The organism is Ligaoa zhengdingensis, assembly GCF_014384885.1.
GTDB lineage: Bacteria > Bacillota > Clostridia > Oscillospirales > Ruminococcaceae > Ligaoa > Ligaoa zhengdingensis.
Genome location: NZ_JACRST010000005.1, coordinates 95,280 through 111,476, shown reverse-complemented (window position 1 = coordinate 111,476; position 16,197 = coordinate 95,280). Strand labels below are relative to the sequence as shown.

Below are 16,197 nucleotides of genomic sequence, written 5' to 3'. Positions count from 1 at the left end.
CTGGGTTTTGCATCTTGTGCAAAGCCCAGGCCCTTTTTATTTCATCTGTGTTTTATTGTGTAATCAGGTTGACGAGCTTCCATTGTCCGTCGATCTTCAGGAAGGACACCTGATAGCTGGAGGGGTAGACGTTCACCCGCGCGCCGCTCTTCACGACGTAATCGAACGAGATGGTTCCGGTGAAGTCGTCCTCGGAATATTCCATCAACTCGCCGATCTGCTCGTTGCGGAATTCATAGGAGTCGTGCGCGTTATAGTAGCCGTTGTAAAAGTTGCGCACCGCGCGGTAGAATTCGGTGTCGGTGTACAGATACTGTTGCAGCGTGCCGAAGGCTGCGTCCTGCGTGATGTAGGCGGCATAGGCGTGCGCGGCCGCGCTGATCAATTCCCTGGCCTGCTGCTCCTTTTCCCCCGAACAGTAGCTCCGGACGGTGTAACGTTCGCCGTCCCCGCTGCTTTCCTTTTCCACGGCGCAGGACTCGCCGTTCCAAATCGCGCTGATCTGCGCCTCCCGCAGCAGGCCGCCCACCCGATATTGGGTGACCGTCGGGATCAACTCCTCGGGCTGCACCCCCTCGTAAGCCGCCACCGGGATGGACACCTGCGTGCGCGCCTCTTCGGACAGCTTTTTGCCGTTCACCAGCACCACTGCGCCCGCAGGCGCTTCGATCTCAAACGGGTCGCTGTACTCAAGCACCGCGCGCGCCTCCCACGCGTAGCCGTGTGTGCTTCCTTCCGCCGCGGGGTACAGCTCCAGGGCGCCCGCGCACCAGTCGCCGAAATAGACTTCGTAACAGGGGATGTCCCCCTCGCCCGAGGCTGTTTTGGAGAAGGTCGCAGACGACCAGTCGCCGCTGAAGCGGCTTTTTAAATAGGCGAAATAGTCCTCCCTGTCGTTGAAAGCGTCGGGGACAAAGCCGGACATTTCATAGATCGCGTCCTCATCCCCCGCCGCCATGCACGCGGCATAGCGGCGCAGGGCGGCCTGCGGGGTGGTCAGCTCGTAATCCTCCAGGCTGCCCCAAAGCCACACCAGAAAGCCCGTGACCCCGCAGAGCAGCGCAAGAAAGCATCCGCCCAGGATGAACAGGAACGCATATTGATTTTTATGCTTTATCGCGTGTTCCGTCATAGTTTCACATCACCACAAATGCGGTGGGCAGCCGGCGCGAGCCGTAAAGGGATGCGCACACATTGACCACCTCACCCTGATAAATCATCATGCTCGAGGAGCCGCCGTCCAGGTTGCCGGCATTGATCGCGCCGAACTCCAGCATCACCTCGATGCAGTCCTTATAAGAAGCGCCCAGGCTGCTGGGCTGCCTGCCGTCGATCACCAAAAGCAGCACCGCACCGTCGGCCCGCTGGCCGATCACCGTGCGCGGGTTGAGTCCGCCGCCCGAACCGGATATCTCGGCCGCCTTGCCGTTGACGATAAACACCGGCCCGAACGCCACCGCGTCGCGAAGCCCCATGTCCAGCGCCTGCTGCCCGGTGAGCTTGCCCACGATCAGGCGGTCGTCCTGATCGAAGCCGATGACCGTGCTGGTCTCGTTGAGTCCGCCGTGCAGCAGCTTGGAGTCCTGGATGACCAGGCCCAGCGGCTCGCCGCCGCGCCCCATGCCGCCCGTATCCACAAATCCGCCGCCGTTGATGCCCGCCACCGCGCCTGTGTTCTCCACAAATTCCTCGATGCGCAGACCCTCCTTATCGAGCCCAAAGGACGGGGCTGCCGCCACCTTGATCCGCGACGGATCGTGCACGATCATCATGCGGCCCTTGAAGGTTGCGCCGGACACCTCCACCAACTCGATCTCGTCCTTGTCGGCCGAACCCTGTTCAAACTGGAAGGAGGGGGACACCTCGGTGACCTCCCCGGCTTCGCGCACCGCGTTTTTCTTCTGGATCGATTCGATCTCCTCCTCGGAGTAATACATCCGCGCGAGGAACTTGGCCGCGCTCGTCTCCATCACGGTGGTGACAAACACATCCCGCGCGGTCGGGGACGGCCCGGTGCAGATCACCGTGACCGTGCCGAACAACAGGAGCAGCAGCGCGACCAGGACCATGCCCAGCACCGCAAAGCCGCGCCGGACCAGGCAGGAGGAATACGGCTCGATCCCCTGCCGCTTGTCGCGCGCGCGGACAAATCTGTGGTTTTTCCACTTGGCTCTGATCTTTCTGACACTCAAACCTCGGCACCCCTTCTGTCGCGGGCTTTCTCCCCGCGCCGTTCAAAGACATATTCCCGCTGGATATGAAAGCTGATGAGAAACAGCACGCCGTCCACCAGCAGCTTGGCCAGCGCCGTAGGAAACCCCGGAATGGCCGTGACCAGCAGCACGCCGCCGTAGCTGGCGGCAGCCTGGACCGCGCACAGCAGATAATACCGCACCAGGCTTTGCCCCACCGGCGCCCTGCGGCCGAACACGCAGGCCCGGTTGAGCAGGAAGTTGACGGCCGAAGAGACCAGACGCGCGCCCAGTGTGGCCGCGAGCAGCCGCACCGCCGCCCCCTGGGAGGAGAGCAGCCGGTTAAGCAGCAGGAACAGCAGAAAATCACACACCGCGCTGGCGATTCCCGACCAGGCGAAGCGCAACAGCAGCCGGTAGATGCTCAACGAATCGCGCAGCGGGTGGAAATGCGAGGTGGCGTTGTGCTCGATGTAGATGGTCCGGATGGGCGCCTCGGCGATGGGGATTTCCCTCCGCCGGGTCTCCAGCAGCATATTGGTCTCAAACTCGAAGCGCTCGCCGGGCAGGTCGAGCAAGTCGCGCGCAAAGCGCCAGGGAATCGCCCGCAGGCCGGTTTGGGTGTCGGACACCTTCACCCCGCACAACAGCCGGAAGCTCCACACCGAGATGCGGTTGCCCCATGCGCTGCGCGCCGGCACATCCGGCCCGGAAAACGAACGGCAGCCCAAAATCAGGCTGTCCGGCCGCTGCTCCAGCAGGGCGGCGCAGGCCGCCACATCTTCAGCGCAGTGTTGGTTATCGCCGTCCACCGTGACCACCCCCAGGTCGTCCCCGCGGTGGTTGAGAAAATAGTTGAACGCGGTCTTGAGCGCGCGCCCCTTGCCCAGGTTTTTGTTGTGGCGCAGCACCACGCAGCCCGGGTGCGCGGCCGCCGCGCGTTCAAAATAGCCCCGGGTCTCCTCCCGGCTCCCGTCGTCCACCAGGATGATCCGCTCAAAGCCGGCGCCGGCCAGCCCGTCCACAACCTGCAAGAGCTTTTCATCCGGATTGAGCGACGGCACAATCGCAGTTACCTTCAAAGCCGGCTCCTTTCCCGCGCACCGCCTGCAACCGTCGGTGCGCGCCTTACATGATAATGATGCGGCCCGCAGCCTTATGCCTGCGCAGCCCGATAGAGCGCGCCCTATTCCATCGCCTGTTTTTCATCAGTCGCGCCCACGCCCAAAGCGGTAGGCGCCCACAAACAGGGCCGCCAAAACCGCCACCAGCAGGATCATCAGCGCCCACACGTGGAAGCCGCGTTCGCGCAGGGAATCGCTCAGCGGCTCTCCCTTTGTCTGCGCCGGGTCATGCTCGGACGGCGCGGCCGCCTCGGGCTGCGAGGTCACGGCGACCACGCCCGATTCCGCCTCGAGGTCGGGCTGATCCCCCCACATTTCCTCCGCAAGCAGGTTCTCAAAGAAGTCCCCACCCTCCTCATCCAGCCCCACCGTGGTGCGGTAAAGGCCAAACTTGCGGCAGTCGTAGGGGCCGCTGTCCTCCACCGCAAAGTAATCCACCTGGGACTGGTGGCAGGCGAAGCCCTCCTCGGCCATCTCCAGGGCCGTGCGCCCCCCAAACCGCTCCAGCGGCTGGCTCCAATCCATCACCACCGGGTTCTCCGGCCACAGGTGCAGGTAGGTCTTGGGGACATCCCACAGGCCGTAGCGCCCGGCGCTCTCCGGGTCGTACTCCGGGTCGGCCGAGAGCTCGAGCGCCTGCCGCAGGGTATCGGTATTGTAAATATGTACGCCGTGGCCGTATTCCCCGTCCACATCGTGACCGATCACCACCCCCGGCCGGAACCGGCGCAGCTGGCGCACCTGCCAGGCGACCACATCCTCCTCGGGGTAGAGCTGCTGGGCCTGTTCGAGGCTGCCCGCGTAGTGATCGTCGAATTCGCCGATCACCGGGTAGGCGGTGACCCCCACCGTCCACAGGCCGTCGAGCAGCTCGTGCGGCCGGTAGGGCTCGGCCCAATGGTTGGTGAGGTAAGCCACCTGCACCTTCCGCCCGAGCTCCCCCGCATAGAGCGGCAGCGTGCCGCCGAACCAGAGGTGCTCGTCGTCCGCGTGGGTGGGCAGCACCAGCATATCCGCTTCATCGTAGGGCGGCGTCCAGCGCTGCACCCAGCCGGGCAGCTCGCCGCCGGTGAACAGATAGACGTCGCACAGCGCCAGCGCATCCTCCGAAAGGTGCAGGGTGATCTCCCGCTGCTCCTCGGGCAGCTCGACCAGCTCATGCAAAAAGCCGTCGGCGCCGCAGTCCACCGTCTGCCCATCCCCTGTGGCCAGCGTGTAGGCCCCCGGCGGGGTGTCCCAGATCAGGTAAACCCGCCGAAACGCGGTTCCCTGGGCGGTGATGGTGAGCTCAGCCGCCCCCGAGGCGCGGTAGCGGGTGGATCGGTCGGCGTCCAGCAGCAGCGAGACGCTCGCCTGGTTTTGCGAAGCGGTCACAGAGCACCCGGCCGTCACATCGGCGGCGGGCTGTTCCGCCCGGGCCCATACCGCGCCCATCAAAACGATCAGCAGCGGCAGGGCCATCCATAAAGTGGGAATTCGTTTCAATCATGCGTCACCCTTATCTGTCAGTTGAAATCCCAGTAAAACGGCTGTCGATCGAAACGGCGATCAGCCGCTCGATCCACGCCCGGTCAAAGCGCTCCCCCGGCGAAAGCGGCACCCCGTGCCGCGCCGCCAGTTCGTCGGTATATTCCTCCAGCGGGTAGAGCTCCAGCTGCCGGAAGCCCGCCCCGTAATGGGTTACCACAAAGGTCATATAGGGGTCGGTCAGGGCGACCTCGCCGGTTTGAGGGTCCTTGGTCACCGTGACATGCGCCACGCCGCCCACCAGGTTGGCGGGCTCGAGCTGGGCGGAGATGAAGTTGCCCAGGGAATAAAACACCAGCGTGCGCCGCCCCTCCCGGCCGCTCAGCCACTCGACCGGCTGAAGCCGGTGCGGATGGGAGCCGAACACCAGGTCCGCGCCCGCCTCGGCCAGCATCTGCGCAATGCTCCGCTGATAGGGTGTGGGGTCGGAGGAGTTTTCCTCCCCCCAGTGCACCGACACCACCACCACGTCCGCCAGGCGGTGCGCTGTGGCGATCTGCCGCCGGATGGCGTCGGCCTCGTCGGTATAGACGATCGTCCCCGCGTCCGCGCCGGTCAGGCGGGGCGCATTGGTGTGCTGGGTGAAGCCCAAAAAGGCAAAACGGATGCCGCCCCGCTCCACCACCGGCGGGTGGCTGTACTCCCAATCGTCTAGGTAAACCCCCGCGGGGGTGATGCCGTCGACGCCGCGCAGCAGCTCGACCGTTTGGACCAGCCCATCCTTCCCCTGGTCGAGGATGTGGTTGTTGGCGAGGTTCGCCACGTCAAAGCCCAGTTCGCACAGGGTCTGCGCCAGCGCGGGGGGCGTATTGAACTGCGGGTAGCTCGAGGGTGGCAGGCTGCCCGCGAGAGGGGTTTCCTGGTTGATGACCGCGAGGTCGGCCGACGCGATCTCATTCTGTACCCGCTGATAGGCGGGCAAAAAATCGTAGCCGCCATCCGGCGCGCGCGCCGCGGCCTGCTGGTAGATCACGTCGTGGATCAGGTCGTCCCCCACGGCCGCCAGGGTGGCGGTGAGCGGCGCGGGGGCAATCTCGGGTTCCGGCGCCGGCTGCTCCCCGTTGGGTTCGGAGGGCTGCGGCGGCCCGGCTGGGAGTTCCGCGCCGCCCCGATACAGAACCATCAGCAGGGCGACGCATAGGACTGCAAAAAATCGTTTCATCACAATGGGTACTCCTTGGGTAGCGGGCGCCGCTTTGCATGCGGACGTCCCCGCGCAGCGCTGCCCGGGCTTTCGCCGGACACCGCCTGATTCTACTTATCTTATATTATTTTACCGGGATCGTCAATTATCGTCAAGGAGAGCGGGATATTTTCCGGCGGCAGCGCCCATTTTCGCTCAAATTTTTTGAACCAAGACCCTTGCAATTTTAAAATGGGTGTGCTATAATAGCTAAGTCGAAATGAGATATATTTGGGGGCGTAGCTCAGCTGGGAGAGCGTACGGTTCGCATCCGTAAGGTCGAGAGTTCGATCCTCTTCGTCTCCACCAAGATGATCCGGCCCCTTTTCCAATTGGAAAAGGGGCCGGATTTATCATTTGCTGGGGCGAAATTGTGTAACCCCGTTCATTGGCCGGGTAACACCGAAAGGGTCGAAACGGGGCGCGCTTTTGCGCAAGGCTCCGCCTTCCGCACGAAAAAATCTGACGAAGGCTATTGACAAAACGAATAAGAAGTAGTATTAAAATAACGTGGGAATGAAGTTCTCCCTTGGGAAACCTAAACCGCTTACTAAGCTGATGACTTCTGTGATTTTATTGTCGCAGAGGGCATCAGCTTTTTTGCGTTCAAGGGAGGAAATTCTTGTGTTGACTTCATTTGCGCTTATCTTTCTCGTGGGGTTAATTTTCGCGGCGATCTGTCAGCGGTTAAAACTGCCGCGAATGATCGGTATGCTGATAACCGGCATTCTTTTGGGCCCATATGCTCTCGATCTGCTTGATCCGTCCATCTTATCCATCTCGGCTGATTTGCGGCAGATGGCTTTAATTATCATCTTGCTGAAAGCGGGCCTATCCCTCGACCTTGCCGACCTGAAAAAGATTGGACGTCCCGCTGTGATGATGTCATGTGTGCCGGCGAGCTGCGAGATATTGGGCTTCTTTCTGTTCGCCCCTTCTCTTCTTGGTATCACACGAATGGAGGCTGCCGTTATGGGAGCCGTACTCGGTGCGGTTTCCCCCGCGGTGGTTGTACCGCGAATGGTCCAGCTGATGGAACTAAAATATGGAACCAACAAGAGTATTCCGCAACTGATTATGGCGGGGGCTTCCTGCGACGATATTTTTGTCATTGTACTGTTTTCAACCTTTACCAATATGGCACAGGGCGGAAGGGCGCGCATCATAGATTTTGTCAACATCCCAATCTCGATAGTCCTTGGCATTCTCTTAGGGGCAATGACAGGGTATCTCCTCAGTTTGTTTTTTGAAACAGCATATGCACACAAGCATGGTATCAGAAACAGTATGAAAATCATTGTTGTCCTTGGCGTTTCATTCCTGCTTACGGCGATTGAAACATGGCTGAAAAGCATCATATCCATCTCCGGCCTGCTGGCGGTCGTCAGCATGGCATGTGTTATGAAAGCCAAGAGCGTCGCCTTTGTATCGAAAAGGCTTTCTGAAAAGTTGGGAAAGCTCTGGATTGCCGCAGAAGTGATGCTGTTTGTGCTGGTCGGTGCGGCAGTTGATATCCGCTACACATTGGATGCAGGATTTATGGCTGTCGTGATGATCCTGATTGCACTTGTCCTTCGCGCAATTGGCGTTGTCATCTGCCTGATGGGAACACAACTCAATAAAAAGGAAAGGCTCTTCTGCGTCATCGCATATTTGCCAAAAGCGACTGTTCAAGCGGCCATCGGTTCTGTTCCCCTTGCAATGGGGTTATCGTGCGGTAAGATTGTCTTATCCATAGCTGTTTTGGCGATTTTGATTACGGCCCCGGTCGGTGCATTGGGGATAGATTTGAGCTATCAATATCTTCTTGTCGGAGGAGACGAAAACACCCCGATATCAACACTGTAACACGGGCTATCCGTCATTTTGCCCCATTCCCATAAAAAGCCTGTAACCCAGCGTTTACAGGCTTTTTGTCATGTGGCCGTATCCGTGCCTTTTCCGTCCCCGGCTGCGGTTGCCAAGGGAAGGAACGCCACCGCGCGGAACACGCCGCCCTCCCGCCGGCACAGCAGGCTGCCGCCGTACTCCGCCACCGTCTCCCGCACGATGCGCAGCCCCATCCCGTGGGAAAAGGGGTCCGCCTTAGTCGTTTCCCCTTCCCCGCCGCAGGGCGCACCCTCCGGGCAGCTATTTTCCACAATTAGGGACAGCCCGCCCTTTTCCAGCGCGGCGCGCAGGCGCACCCACCGGCCCCTCGGCAGGGCGGAGCACGCCTCCAGCGCGTTGTCCAGCAGGTTGGAGAATATGCTCATCAGATGAACCGGTTCAAAGGGCAGCTCGGCGCTGAGCTCGAGGGCCAGCTCCAGCTCGGTGTCCTGCTGCTGTGCACGGAGCGCCCTGTTGTAGAGCACCGCGTCGACGACCGGATGGCCGCAGTACTCCACCGCGCGGAACGCGCGGTACTCCTCCAGCACCCGGTCCGCATAGCCCTCGGCGTTCCCGCCCAGCTCGATCAGCGCCTGGATGGTCTCGATGTGGTTGGCGATCTCGTGATGCATCCGGCGCACCGCCTCCTGGTGCTCCCCCATCGCCCGGCCGTGTTCCTCTTGAAGGCGCTGCAGCTCCTGAAGTCGTTCGTTTTGCGCCTTCAGCTCCCGCAACATCTGGAACACCGGCGCCATCGCCAGCAGGCAGACGCCCAAGGCGCCGAGCAGGCAAGCCAGATACCTCGCCGCAAAAATCAGGGCTCCCGGAAACCGCGTCCCCCAAACCGCCCGGAGGCATCCGGGCCAGCCTGCACTGAGCACGCATTGCAGGCAAAATGCCGCCGCAAAATAAGACGACATGCGAACCCACTCCTTTGCGGATCTCAGCGCAGCGCACCGATAAACGCGGTAAACGCGTCGCGCGCCGCCTCCAGATGTTTGCGGCTGATCGGCACCGTCTTGCCGTTTTGCAGGACAAATCCATTTTTGCGGAAGACCGAAACCTTGCGCAGGTTCACCGCGTAGCTCTTGTGGCACTGCACGAAATAGCACCGGTCCAGCCGCTCCAGAATCTGTTCGAGTGGCTCGTAGGTGGACGCCAGTCCGCCGTCCTCGCAGACAATTTCGGTGATCCGCTGCATCCGTTCCAGGTAGAGGATCGCGCTCTGCCGCAACACCAGGCTTTGCCCCTTGCGCTCCAGCGCCAGGAACTCCTCTTCCTGGCGCTCCAGATTCTCCAGCGCGCGGTGCAGCGCTGCGGGCAGCCTCCGCTCCAGTTCCCCCTTCACCACAAGGCAGAGGTGCGGGGCCTCATACGCCTCGGGCGTCAGGCTCAAATACCCTGTTACAAAGATGATCTGGCAGGCCGGGGAGAGTTCCCCCAGCCGCTGCGCCAGTTCCACCCCGCTCACCTTACCCATCGAGATATCCATGAGCACGATATCAAAGGTGCAGCCGTTCATCTCTAGCCAATCCAGGAAGCGTTTGCCGTCCGAAAAGCAGGTGATCACACAGTCATGCCCGCTCAAACTGCGTTCGACAAGCTGCTGCAAATGGGAGATATGCAGCTCATTGTTGTCACAGATCGCGATTCGATACACGGGTTCTGCCTCCTTTTTCAATCTGTTCTTTTTTCATTTTAACACACCTGCCGGGGGGCTTAACTGTTAAAAATGACAATAACTGTGTCAGTTTTGTTTATTTCACCCCTTTTCGCCCCTGAATTGTTATACTAAATCCGCCGCAGCTCCAATTTGGAGACGCGGCCTCCGTCCCAGCGTGGAGGGGGGTATCACCCGCCGCACCGGCAACGGAAGGCTCGAAAGCTCCCACCCCGCCACTGGGGGTGCCTTTGGCGGGGACGGCTGCGGCGGCCTTCTCTGCGGCGCCCGTGCTGTTCCCACACGCCGCAGACACAGCCCAATCGCCTCCCCCATGCAGCGAGGCCCCGGCCACGCGCGTTGAGCGCGGGCCGGGGCCTCGTCCTTTTATCGTTTTCTCTAACTGTTCGGGTAGTGAACCTCGCCCTGATTCACCGAGAGCAGATATTCGAGCTTTGCATGGCCACTGCCCACCAGCCGGATGCGATTTTTCCCCGGGGTTACGGGCAGCGTCACGGTGTCCGGGGAATTCTGACGGTAGCTGCCGTCGTTGTCGAGGATGGTGATGAGCTCCCCTTCCCCGGTGACGAACACCAGCATGGCCTTGTCGTTCTCCACCGACAGCTTGTAGGTGACCTCCACCTCGCCGTCCTCCGGCGCGTCGTAGGTCCACAGGGTGATCACCCCGGAAAAGCTGTGCATGCTTCCTTTCAGCAGTCCGTCGTGGCTGCTGTACACCGAACCGACCGCAACCCAGCTATTCCCAGCGCCGACGATGTCTTCATCGGTGATCCGCCTCGGCGCACAGCCGGCGCACAGCAGCGCAGCCGCCATGCAGGCGGCCAGGGCCTTGCGTTTCATCCATTGTCCCTCCCTTTCATATAACAAAAAGGGGCCGGACGGCATCCTCCGCCCGGCCCCGTATCGCTGCGATTGCCGTCAGTTCTTTTTATTGACCGCCTTCATGCGCTGGTTGTTATCCAGAATCTTCTTGCGCAGGCGGATGTTCTTGGGGGTGATCTCCACCAGCTCGTCATCCCCGATGAACTCGAGGCTGTCCTCGAGGCTGAGCACGCGGGGCGGCACCAGGCGCAGCGCGTCGTCGCTGCCCGAGGCGCGGGTGTTGGTGAGATGCTTGGTCTTGCAGACGTTGACCGCCATGTCGTCCCCCTTGGGGTTAGAGCCGACGATCATGCCCTCGTACACGGGGGTGCCTGCGGTGATGAACAGGGTGCCGCGCTCCTGCGCGTTGTACAGGCCGTAGGTGACCGCCTCGCCGGTCTCGAACGCGATGAGCGAGCCGGTCTGCCGCCGGGGGATGTCCCCCTTGAACGGCTGGTAATCGTGGAACACAGCGGACATGATGCCCTCGCCACGGGTGTCGGTGAGGAACTCGCTGCGGTAGCCGAACAGGCCGCGCGAGGGGATGATGAACTCCACCTTGAAGCGGCTGCCCACCTGCTGCATGTGGGTGAGCTCGCCCTTGCGCGCGCCCATCTTCTCCATCACAGAGCCGAGCGACTCCTCGGGCACGTCGATCACCAGCTCCTCGGTGGGCTCGTACAGCTTGCCGTCGATCTCTTTATACAGCACGCGCGGGGTGCTCACCTGGAACTCGTAGCCCTCGCGGCGCATGGTTTCAATCAGGATGGACAGGTGCATCTCGCCGCGGCCGCACACCCGGAAGCTGTCGGTGTTCTCCGTCTCGCTCACCCGCAGGGATACATCCTTGAGCAGCTCGCGGAACAGGCGGTCGCGCAGCTGGCGGGAGGTGACGAACTTGCCCTCGCGCCCCGCGAACGGGCTGTCATTGACCGAGAAGGTCATCTCGACGGTGGGCTCGGAGATCTTCACAAACGGCAGCGGGTCCACGTTGCCGAGCTGGCAGATGGTGTCGCCGATGGTGATGTTCTCCACGCCCGAGAAGCAGACGATGTCGCCCACGGTGGCCTGCTCAGCCGCCACACGCTTGAGGCCCTCGATCTGGTAGATGTTGACGATCTTGCTCTTATAGGGGGCCTTATCCTCGTGGTAGTCGCAGATGGTGACCTCCTGGTTGGGGCGCAGGCTGCCGTTTTCGATGCGGCCGATCGCGATGCGGCCGACGTACTCGTTGTAATCGATGGAGGAAACCAGCATTTGCAGCGGCTTCTCCGGGTCGCCCTGGGGCGCGGGGATGTGCGAGAGGATGGTCTCAAACAGCGGCACCAGGTCGGTTCCCTCCTTTTCCGGGTCGAGCGAAGCGGTTCCCGCGCGGCCCGAGCAGTAGACCATCGGGCTGTCAAGCTGGTCGTCGTTGGCGTCCAGCTCGAGCAGCAGCTCCAGCACCTCGTCGGCCACCTCGGCAGGGCGCGCGCCCGGCTTGTCCACCTTGTTGACCACAACGATGATCTTGTGGCCCAGCTCCAGCGCCTTTTGCAGCACAAAGCGGGTCTGCGGCATGGGGCCCTCGAATGCATCCACCAGCAGCAGCACGCCGTTGACCATCTTGAGCACGCGCTCCACCTCGCCGCCGAAATCGGCGTGCCCGGGCGTGTCGATGATGTTGATTTTGACATCCTTGTAGTGCGCGGCGGTGTTCTTGGCCAGGATGGTGATGCCGCGCTCGCGCTCCAAGTCGTTGTTGTCCATCACGCGGTCCTCGACCACCTGGTTGTCGCGGAACACGCCGCCCTGCTTGAGCATCTCATCCACCAGGGTGGTTTTGCCGTGGTCGACATGGGCGATGATGGCAATATTGCGCAAATCTTCTCTGATCAAATTCGATTTCCCCTCTGTATCAGACTTTTCCCGCTCTTTTCAGCGATTCCGCCTATGATTATAGTCCTTTTTTTGGCATAGTGCCAGTCATCCGGAAAAATATCTTGTTTTGCCTAAACAAAAACGCGATATTTCTGCCGCTTTTGTGTACTTTTGTGCGAAATTGTTGTAAAATAGTGCTATCCCCATTCAAAGGAGGCCGGTCCCATGAAACAACTGCTTTCCATCCTGCTCCTGATCGGCATTTTGGCCGCCTTTTCGTCCTGCCAAAACGCGGATCGCGAACCCGTGGAGGGCCTGAACGGCCTGGAGATGTACAGCGATTTTATCGACAACATGACCTCGGGCGAGCTGCAAAAGGTGCACTACAGCTTTCACACCTGGTTTGATTTCTGCTCTTCAGAATCCGAGGTGATCAAGTTCCGCCAGACCGAAAGCGGCGGGCGCGAGCTGCTCTACCGCGACCGGCATCCGTTTGTGTTCTGGCATTGGCCTGCCTACGATTATTATGACGGAACCAACTACTATTATAAGTATGACGACGAGTGGTTCATCGACCGGTTCACCAAATACGACCGGGTGCAGCAGCGCGATTTCATCGGCATCCGCGAGCGCTTTTTTACCGGCAACCAGGTCCTTTCGGATGTGGTCTACCGCGACGGAGAGGGCTACCTGGTGCATTCGGTGGTGCAGAGCACCGACCGCAACACCTATTACGCCCTGATCGGCCATGTGGATAAGGATAAGATGTTCCGCCGCATCGAGATCAAGCACTACGACTACAACTTCGATCGGGGCGCGTGGGACCACGTCGGCACCTACCTGTTCCGCTACTCCCATATCAACGAGGACCGGCCGGTCGCGCGCCCAGCCGACCTCGACCTCGGCAACATCCAGAACAAGGCCGCGCTCCCGCCCGACGCGCCCGAGGGCTCGCTCGAGGGCTGAAATATGCTGAGAAGCGCCCGCATCCCCCTGGGGATGCGGGCGCTCTGTATCCCTGCAGCCTTATTCGTAATAGCGGATGACCGACACCACCCGGCCCAGGATGCGCACCTCATCCACGATGATCGGCTGGAACGCGCTGTTCTCCGGCTGGAGGCGGAAGTGGCCGTCCTCCTTGAAAAAGCGCTTGACGGTGGCCTCATCCTCCACAAGCGCCACCACGATCTCGCCGTTTTGCGCCGAGCTGGTCTTGCGCGACACGATGATGTCCCCGTCGAGGATGCCCGCGTCGCGCATACTTTCACCCCGCACGCGCAGCGCGAACAGGTCCTTTTCGCCGCCGCGACCCGAGCGGTAGGGGATATACTCCTCGATCTGCTCCACGGCCAAAATCGGCAGGCCGGCCGTGACGGTACCCAGCAGCGGCACCTTGGTGGTGGGTCCGCCGGGCACCTTGATCGACCGGTTGAGGTTCTGGTCGCGCTCGATGTAGCCCTCCTGTTCGAGCTGCTTGAGATATTTATGCACCGTCGAGGTGGACTTGATCCCCAGATCGGCGCAGATTTCGCGCACCGAGGGCGGAACCCCCTCGCCAATCCGCGCCGTAATATATTTGAGTACCTCCTGCGCCCGCTGATCCAGCATGGTCAAGCCTCCCTTATTTTTCTGCTTTTATCATAACATATTTGGCAAAAAAACGCAAACGTATGTTTTTAGAATTGCACGAAATACCTCTGCAAATGTTTAAATTTTTTCCAACGATTATTCAACCTTTATTTACACCGGCGTAACAAACAAAATTAGGAAAAGGTTATAATAAAACCATACCCAAGAGAAACGCAGCCGCAGCGTTTCTGGGTATAAGCTCTACCCTCCTCAAGAAAACACACCTCAAACAAAAATAAAAGGGTCCGCACTTCTCTGTGCGGACCCTTTTATTTTGCTCTGCGCGCAAAAAGCGCCCGCCGCCCCGCCTCAGGGGGCGCCAGCGGGCGCTCTTTTTATTGTCAGCCCACCATGATGCGGCCGTCGGGCATCACCTGGTTGCGGTTGCCCGTGCCCTTGGCAGCCAGAGACAACACAAAGGAGATCGGCCCCACGCGGCCGGTGAACATGGTAAGAATCAGGATCAGCTTGGACGGCACGTTGGCGACGGCGGTCACACCCGAGGAGATGCCCACGGTGGCGAAGGCCGAAACAGCCTCGAACATGGCGTCGATGCCGGTCTCGATGGAATTTTCCGGAATGGTGAAATACATCACACTGCCCGCCACAATCACGAGCAGGCCGCCCAGCACCAGGATGGTGAGCGAGCGGTAGACGGTGGATTTTGGCACCTTGTGGCGCATCACGACGGTGTCGTCGCCGCCGCGGATCACCGACATCACCGTCATCGCCACCACAGCGATGGTGGTGACCTTGATGCCGCCGCCCGTGGAGCCCGGCGCCGCGCCGATGAACATGAGCACCATCGACAGCGTCTTGGTGATCGGGTTGAGGTTGGGGATATCGATGGTGTTAAAGCCGGCGGTGCGGGTGGTGACCGACTGGAAGTAGGACGCCCACAGCTTATCCCCCAGCGGCATGGAGCCCAAGGTGGCGGGGTTGTTCCACTCGCAGAGAAGAAACATCGCCGTGCCGGCCACAATGAGAATGCCGGTGATGACCAGCACCACCCGGCTTTGCAGCATCAGCCGCCGGTTTTTGCGGTATTCCAGCAGGTCGTTCCACACCACAAAGCCCAGGCCGCCCACGATGATGAGCGCGGTGATGGTGAGCATCACCACCGGGTTAGAGCCATAGTTGGTGAGCGAGATATACTGCGACTCAAAGCCCAGGATGTCGAAGCCTGCGTTGCAGAACGCCGAAATCGCCAAAAACACCGAGATGAACACGCCGTGCAGCCCATATTTGGGGACAAACACGGTCAGCAGCAGCAGCGCGCCGATCCCTTCCGCCGCCAGCGACGCCTTGACGACGATGCGGATCATGCGGTTGATGTCCATGGCTCCGTCCACGTTGATCGCCTCCTGCGCGCGCTGGATCGACCGGAAGCCCAACCGCTTGCCGAGCGCCAGGTTGAAGAAGGTGGTGATGGTGACCAGGCCCAGCCCGCCGATCTGGATAAGCGCCAGGATGACCAACTGGCCGAACAGCGACCACTTGGTTGCGGTGTCGAACACCACCAGGCCGGTCACGCAGGTGGCGCTGGTGGCGGTGAACAGCGCGTCCAGCAGCGGGGTGAACCGCCCGTCCTGCGAGGAAACCGGCAGCATCAGCAGCAGGGTGCCCGCGGCGATCACCGCGAAAAAGCTCAGGCAGATGGCGCGGGCGGGGGATGTTATCAGCAGCGATCGCTTTTTTTCGGGAAAATGCGGAGACATAGCGAACACAACTCCTTTATCGTCATTGAGACAAAAAGAGACGGGGACAAACCCCCGCCCTTTGATCCTCTTTCCATCACCGGTCCTGGCTCTGCCCGTTCATCAGGAAGCTCTTGGCCCGGCTGATCAAGTTTTTGTCGTTTTTAAAGGTGACAGCGTTCAGGGCGTCATCCAGGGCGAGCCACTTGACCTCGCTGACCTCCTCATCCTGCTTGTGCACGCGGTCATCCGCCGCGTAACCCAGGAAATAGACCACTTGTTTTTTCACATTCGGCTTCGGGTAGTATTCCACGCACTCGCGGAATCCATCCAGCAGGTCGATCCTCAGCCCGGTTTCCTCGCCCACCTCGCGCAGTGCGGTTTCCACCTCGTTTTCCCCGGCCTCCACGTGGCCCTTGGGGAACGACCAGTGGCCGCCGAACCGGTGCTTGATGAGCAGCAGCTCGGGCTGTTTATCGTCCTTTTTGCGGTACACAAGCGCACCGCATGACTTTTCACGTTTCATTCGGTGATCCTCCAAGTCAAAATTCCGTTTGCCGCGCGTCTTCAGCGC

The 16,197-nt window shown here is 60.7% G+C and carries 14 protein-coding genes, 1 tRNA gene and 1 riboswitch; of the genes, 3 read left to right on the top strand and 12 right to left on the bottom strand.

Going from position 1 to position 16,197, the window contains the following annotated elements:
- Positions 1-52 precede the first annotated feature (52 nt).
- From H8711_RS05640 to H8711_RS05620, 5 genes are all read right to left on the bottom strand, one after another.
- Positions 53-1,132, bottom strand: coding sequence for a hypothetical protein (locus H8711_RS05640; RefSeq protein ID WP_249282492.1), 1,080 nt, complete (start codon positions 1,130-1,132; stop codon positions 53-55).
- Positions 1,133-1,136: 4 nt separating this feature from the next.
- On the bottom strand, positions 1,137-2,192 hold the full coding sequence (locus H8711_RS05635) for a phosphodiester glycosidase family protein (protein ID WP_249282491.1): 1,056 nt from the start codon (positions 2,190-2,192) through the stop codon (positions 1,137-1,139).
- Entirely contained in the window at positions 2,189-3,274 is a 1,086-nt protein-coding gene (locus H8711_RS05630; RefSeq protein WP_249282490.1) for a bifunctional glycosyltransferase family 2/GtrA family protein, read from the bottom strand. Before H8711_RS05630 ends, H8711_RS05635 begins: the two co-directional genes overlap by 4 nt.
- 126 nt (positions 3,275-3,400) lie before the next feature.
- Complete coding sequence (locus tag H8711_RS05625; protein ID WP_249282489.1) at positions 3,401-4,801, bottom strand: PIG-L deacetylase family protein; 1,401 nt, start codon at positions 4,799-4,801, stop codon at positions 3,401-3,403.
- Positions 4,802-4,814: 13 nt separating this feature from the next.
- Complete coding sequence (locus H8711_RS05620; RefSeq protein WP_249282488.1) at positions 4,815-6,005, bottom strand: CapA family protein; 1,191 nt, start codon at positions 6,003-6,005, stop codon at positions 4,815-4,817.
- 254 nt (positions 6,006-6,259) lie between these two features.
- Between H8711_RS05620 and H8711_RS05615 the strand changes: the two genes are divergently transcribed.
- Positions 6,260-6,335: transfer RNA gene (locus H8711_RS05615), tRNA-Ala, on the top strand.
- Between the two features lie 194 nt (positions 6,336-6,529).
- A riboswitch (Fluoride riboswitch) is annotated at positions 6,530-6,601 on the top strand.
- A gap of 49 nt (positions 6,602-6,650) precedes the next feature.
- Positions 6,651-7,874, top strand: coding sequence for a cation:proton antiporter domain-containing protein (locus H8711_RS05610; RefSeq protein WP_249282487.1), 1,224 nt, complete (start codon positions 6,651-6,653; stop codon positions 7,872-7,874).
- A 68-nt stretch (positions 7,875-7,942) separates the two neighbouring features.
- On the opposite strand, the gene H8711_RS05605 is transcribed toward H8711_RS05610, so the two are convergent.
- From H8711_RS05605 to typA, 4 genes are all read right to left on the bottom strand, one after another.
- Entirely contained in the window at positions 7,943-8,815 is an 873-nt protein-coding gene (locus H8711_RS05605; protein ID WP_249282486.1) for a sensor histidine kinase, read from the bottom strand.
- 23 nt (positions 8,816-8,838) lie between these two features.
- The gene (locus H8711_RS05600) at positions 8,839-9,555 is read right to left on the bottom strand and encodes a LytTR family transcriptional regulator DNA-binding domain-containing protein (protein ID WP_249282485.1); all 717 of its coding nucleotides are present in this window, start codon (positions 9,553-9,555) and stop codon (positions 8,839-8,841) included.
- A gap of 399 nt (positions 9,556-9,954) precedes the next feature.
- Entirely contained in the window at positions 9,955-10,416 is a 462-nt protein-coding gene (locus tag H8711_RS05595; RefSeq protein ID WP_249282484.1) for a hypothetical protein, read from the bottom strand.
- Positions 10,417-10,494: 78 nt separating this feature from the next.
- On the bottom strand, positions 10,495-12,315 hold the full coding sequence (gene typA, locus H8711_RS05590) for a translational GTPase TypA (protein ID WP_249282483.1): 1,821 nt from the start codon (positions 12,313-12,315) through the stop codon (positions 10,495-10,497).
- Positions 12,316-12,522: 207 nt separating this feature from the next.
- On the opposite strand from typA, the gene H8711_RS05585 reads away from it, so the two are divergent.
- Complete coding sequence (locus tag H8711_RS05585; RefSeq protein WP_249282482.1) at positions 12,523-13,263, top strand: hypothetical protein; 741 nt, start codon at positions 12,523-12,525, stop codon at positions 13,261-13,263.
- Between the two features lie 60 nt (positions 13,264-13,323).
- Here H8711_RS05585 and lexA read toward each other — a convergent pair whose 3' ends face one another.
- The 3 genes from lexA to H8711_RS05570 form a co-directional block, all read right to left on the bottom strand.
- A complete protein-coding gene (gene lexA / locus H8711_RS05580) occupies positions 13,324-13,905 on the bottom strand; it encodes a transcriptional repressor LexA (protein ID WP_249282481.1) in 582 nt (193 codons plus the stop codon).
- Positions 13,906-14,267: 362 nt separating this feature from the next.
- The gene (locus tag H8711_RS05575; protein WP_249282480.1) at positions 14,268-15,644 is read right to left on the bottom strand and encodes a TrkH family potassium uptake protein; all 1,377 of its coding nucleotides are present in this window, start codon (positions 15,642-15,644) and stop codon (positions 14,268-14,270) included.
- 76 nt (positions 15,645-15,720) lie between these two features.
- The gene (locus H8711_RS05570) at positions 15,721-16,149 is read right to left on the bottom strand and encodes a bis(5'-nucleosyl)-tetraphosphatase (RefSeq protein WP_249282479.1); all 429 of its coding nucleotides are present in this window, start codon (positions 16,147-16,149) and stop codon (positions 15,721-15,723) included.
- Between the last annotated feature and the right edge of the window lie 48 nt (positions 16,150-16,197).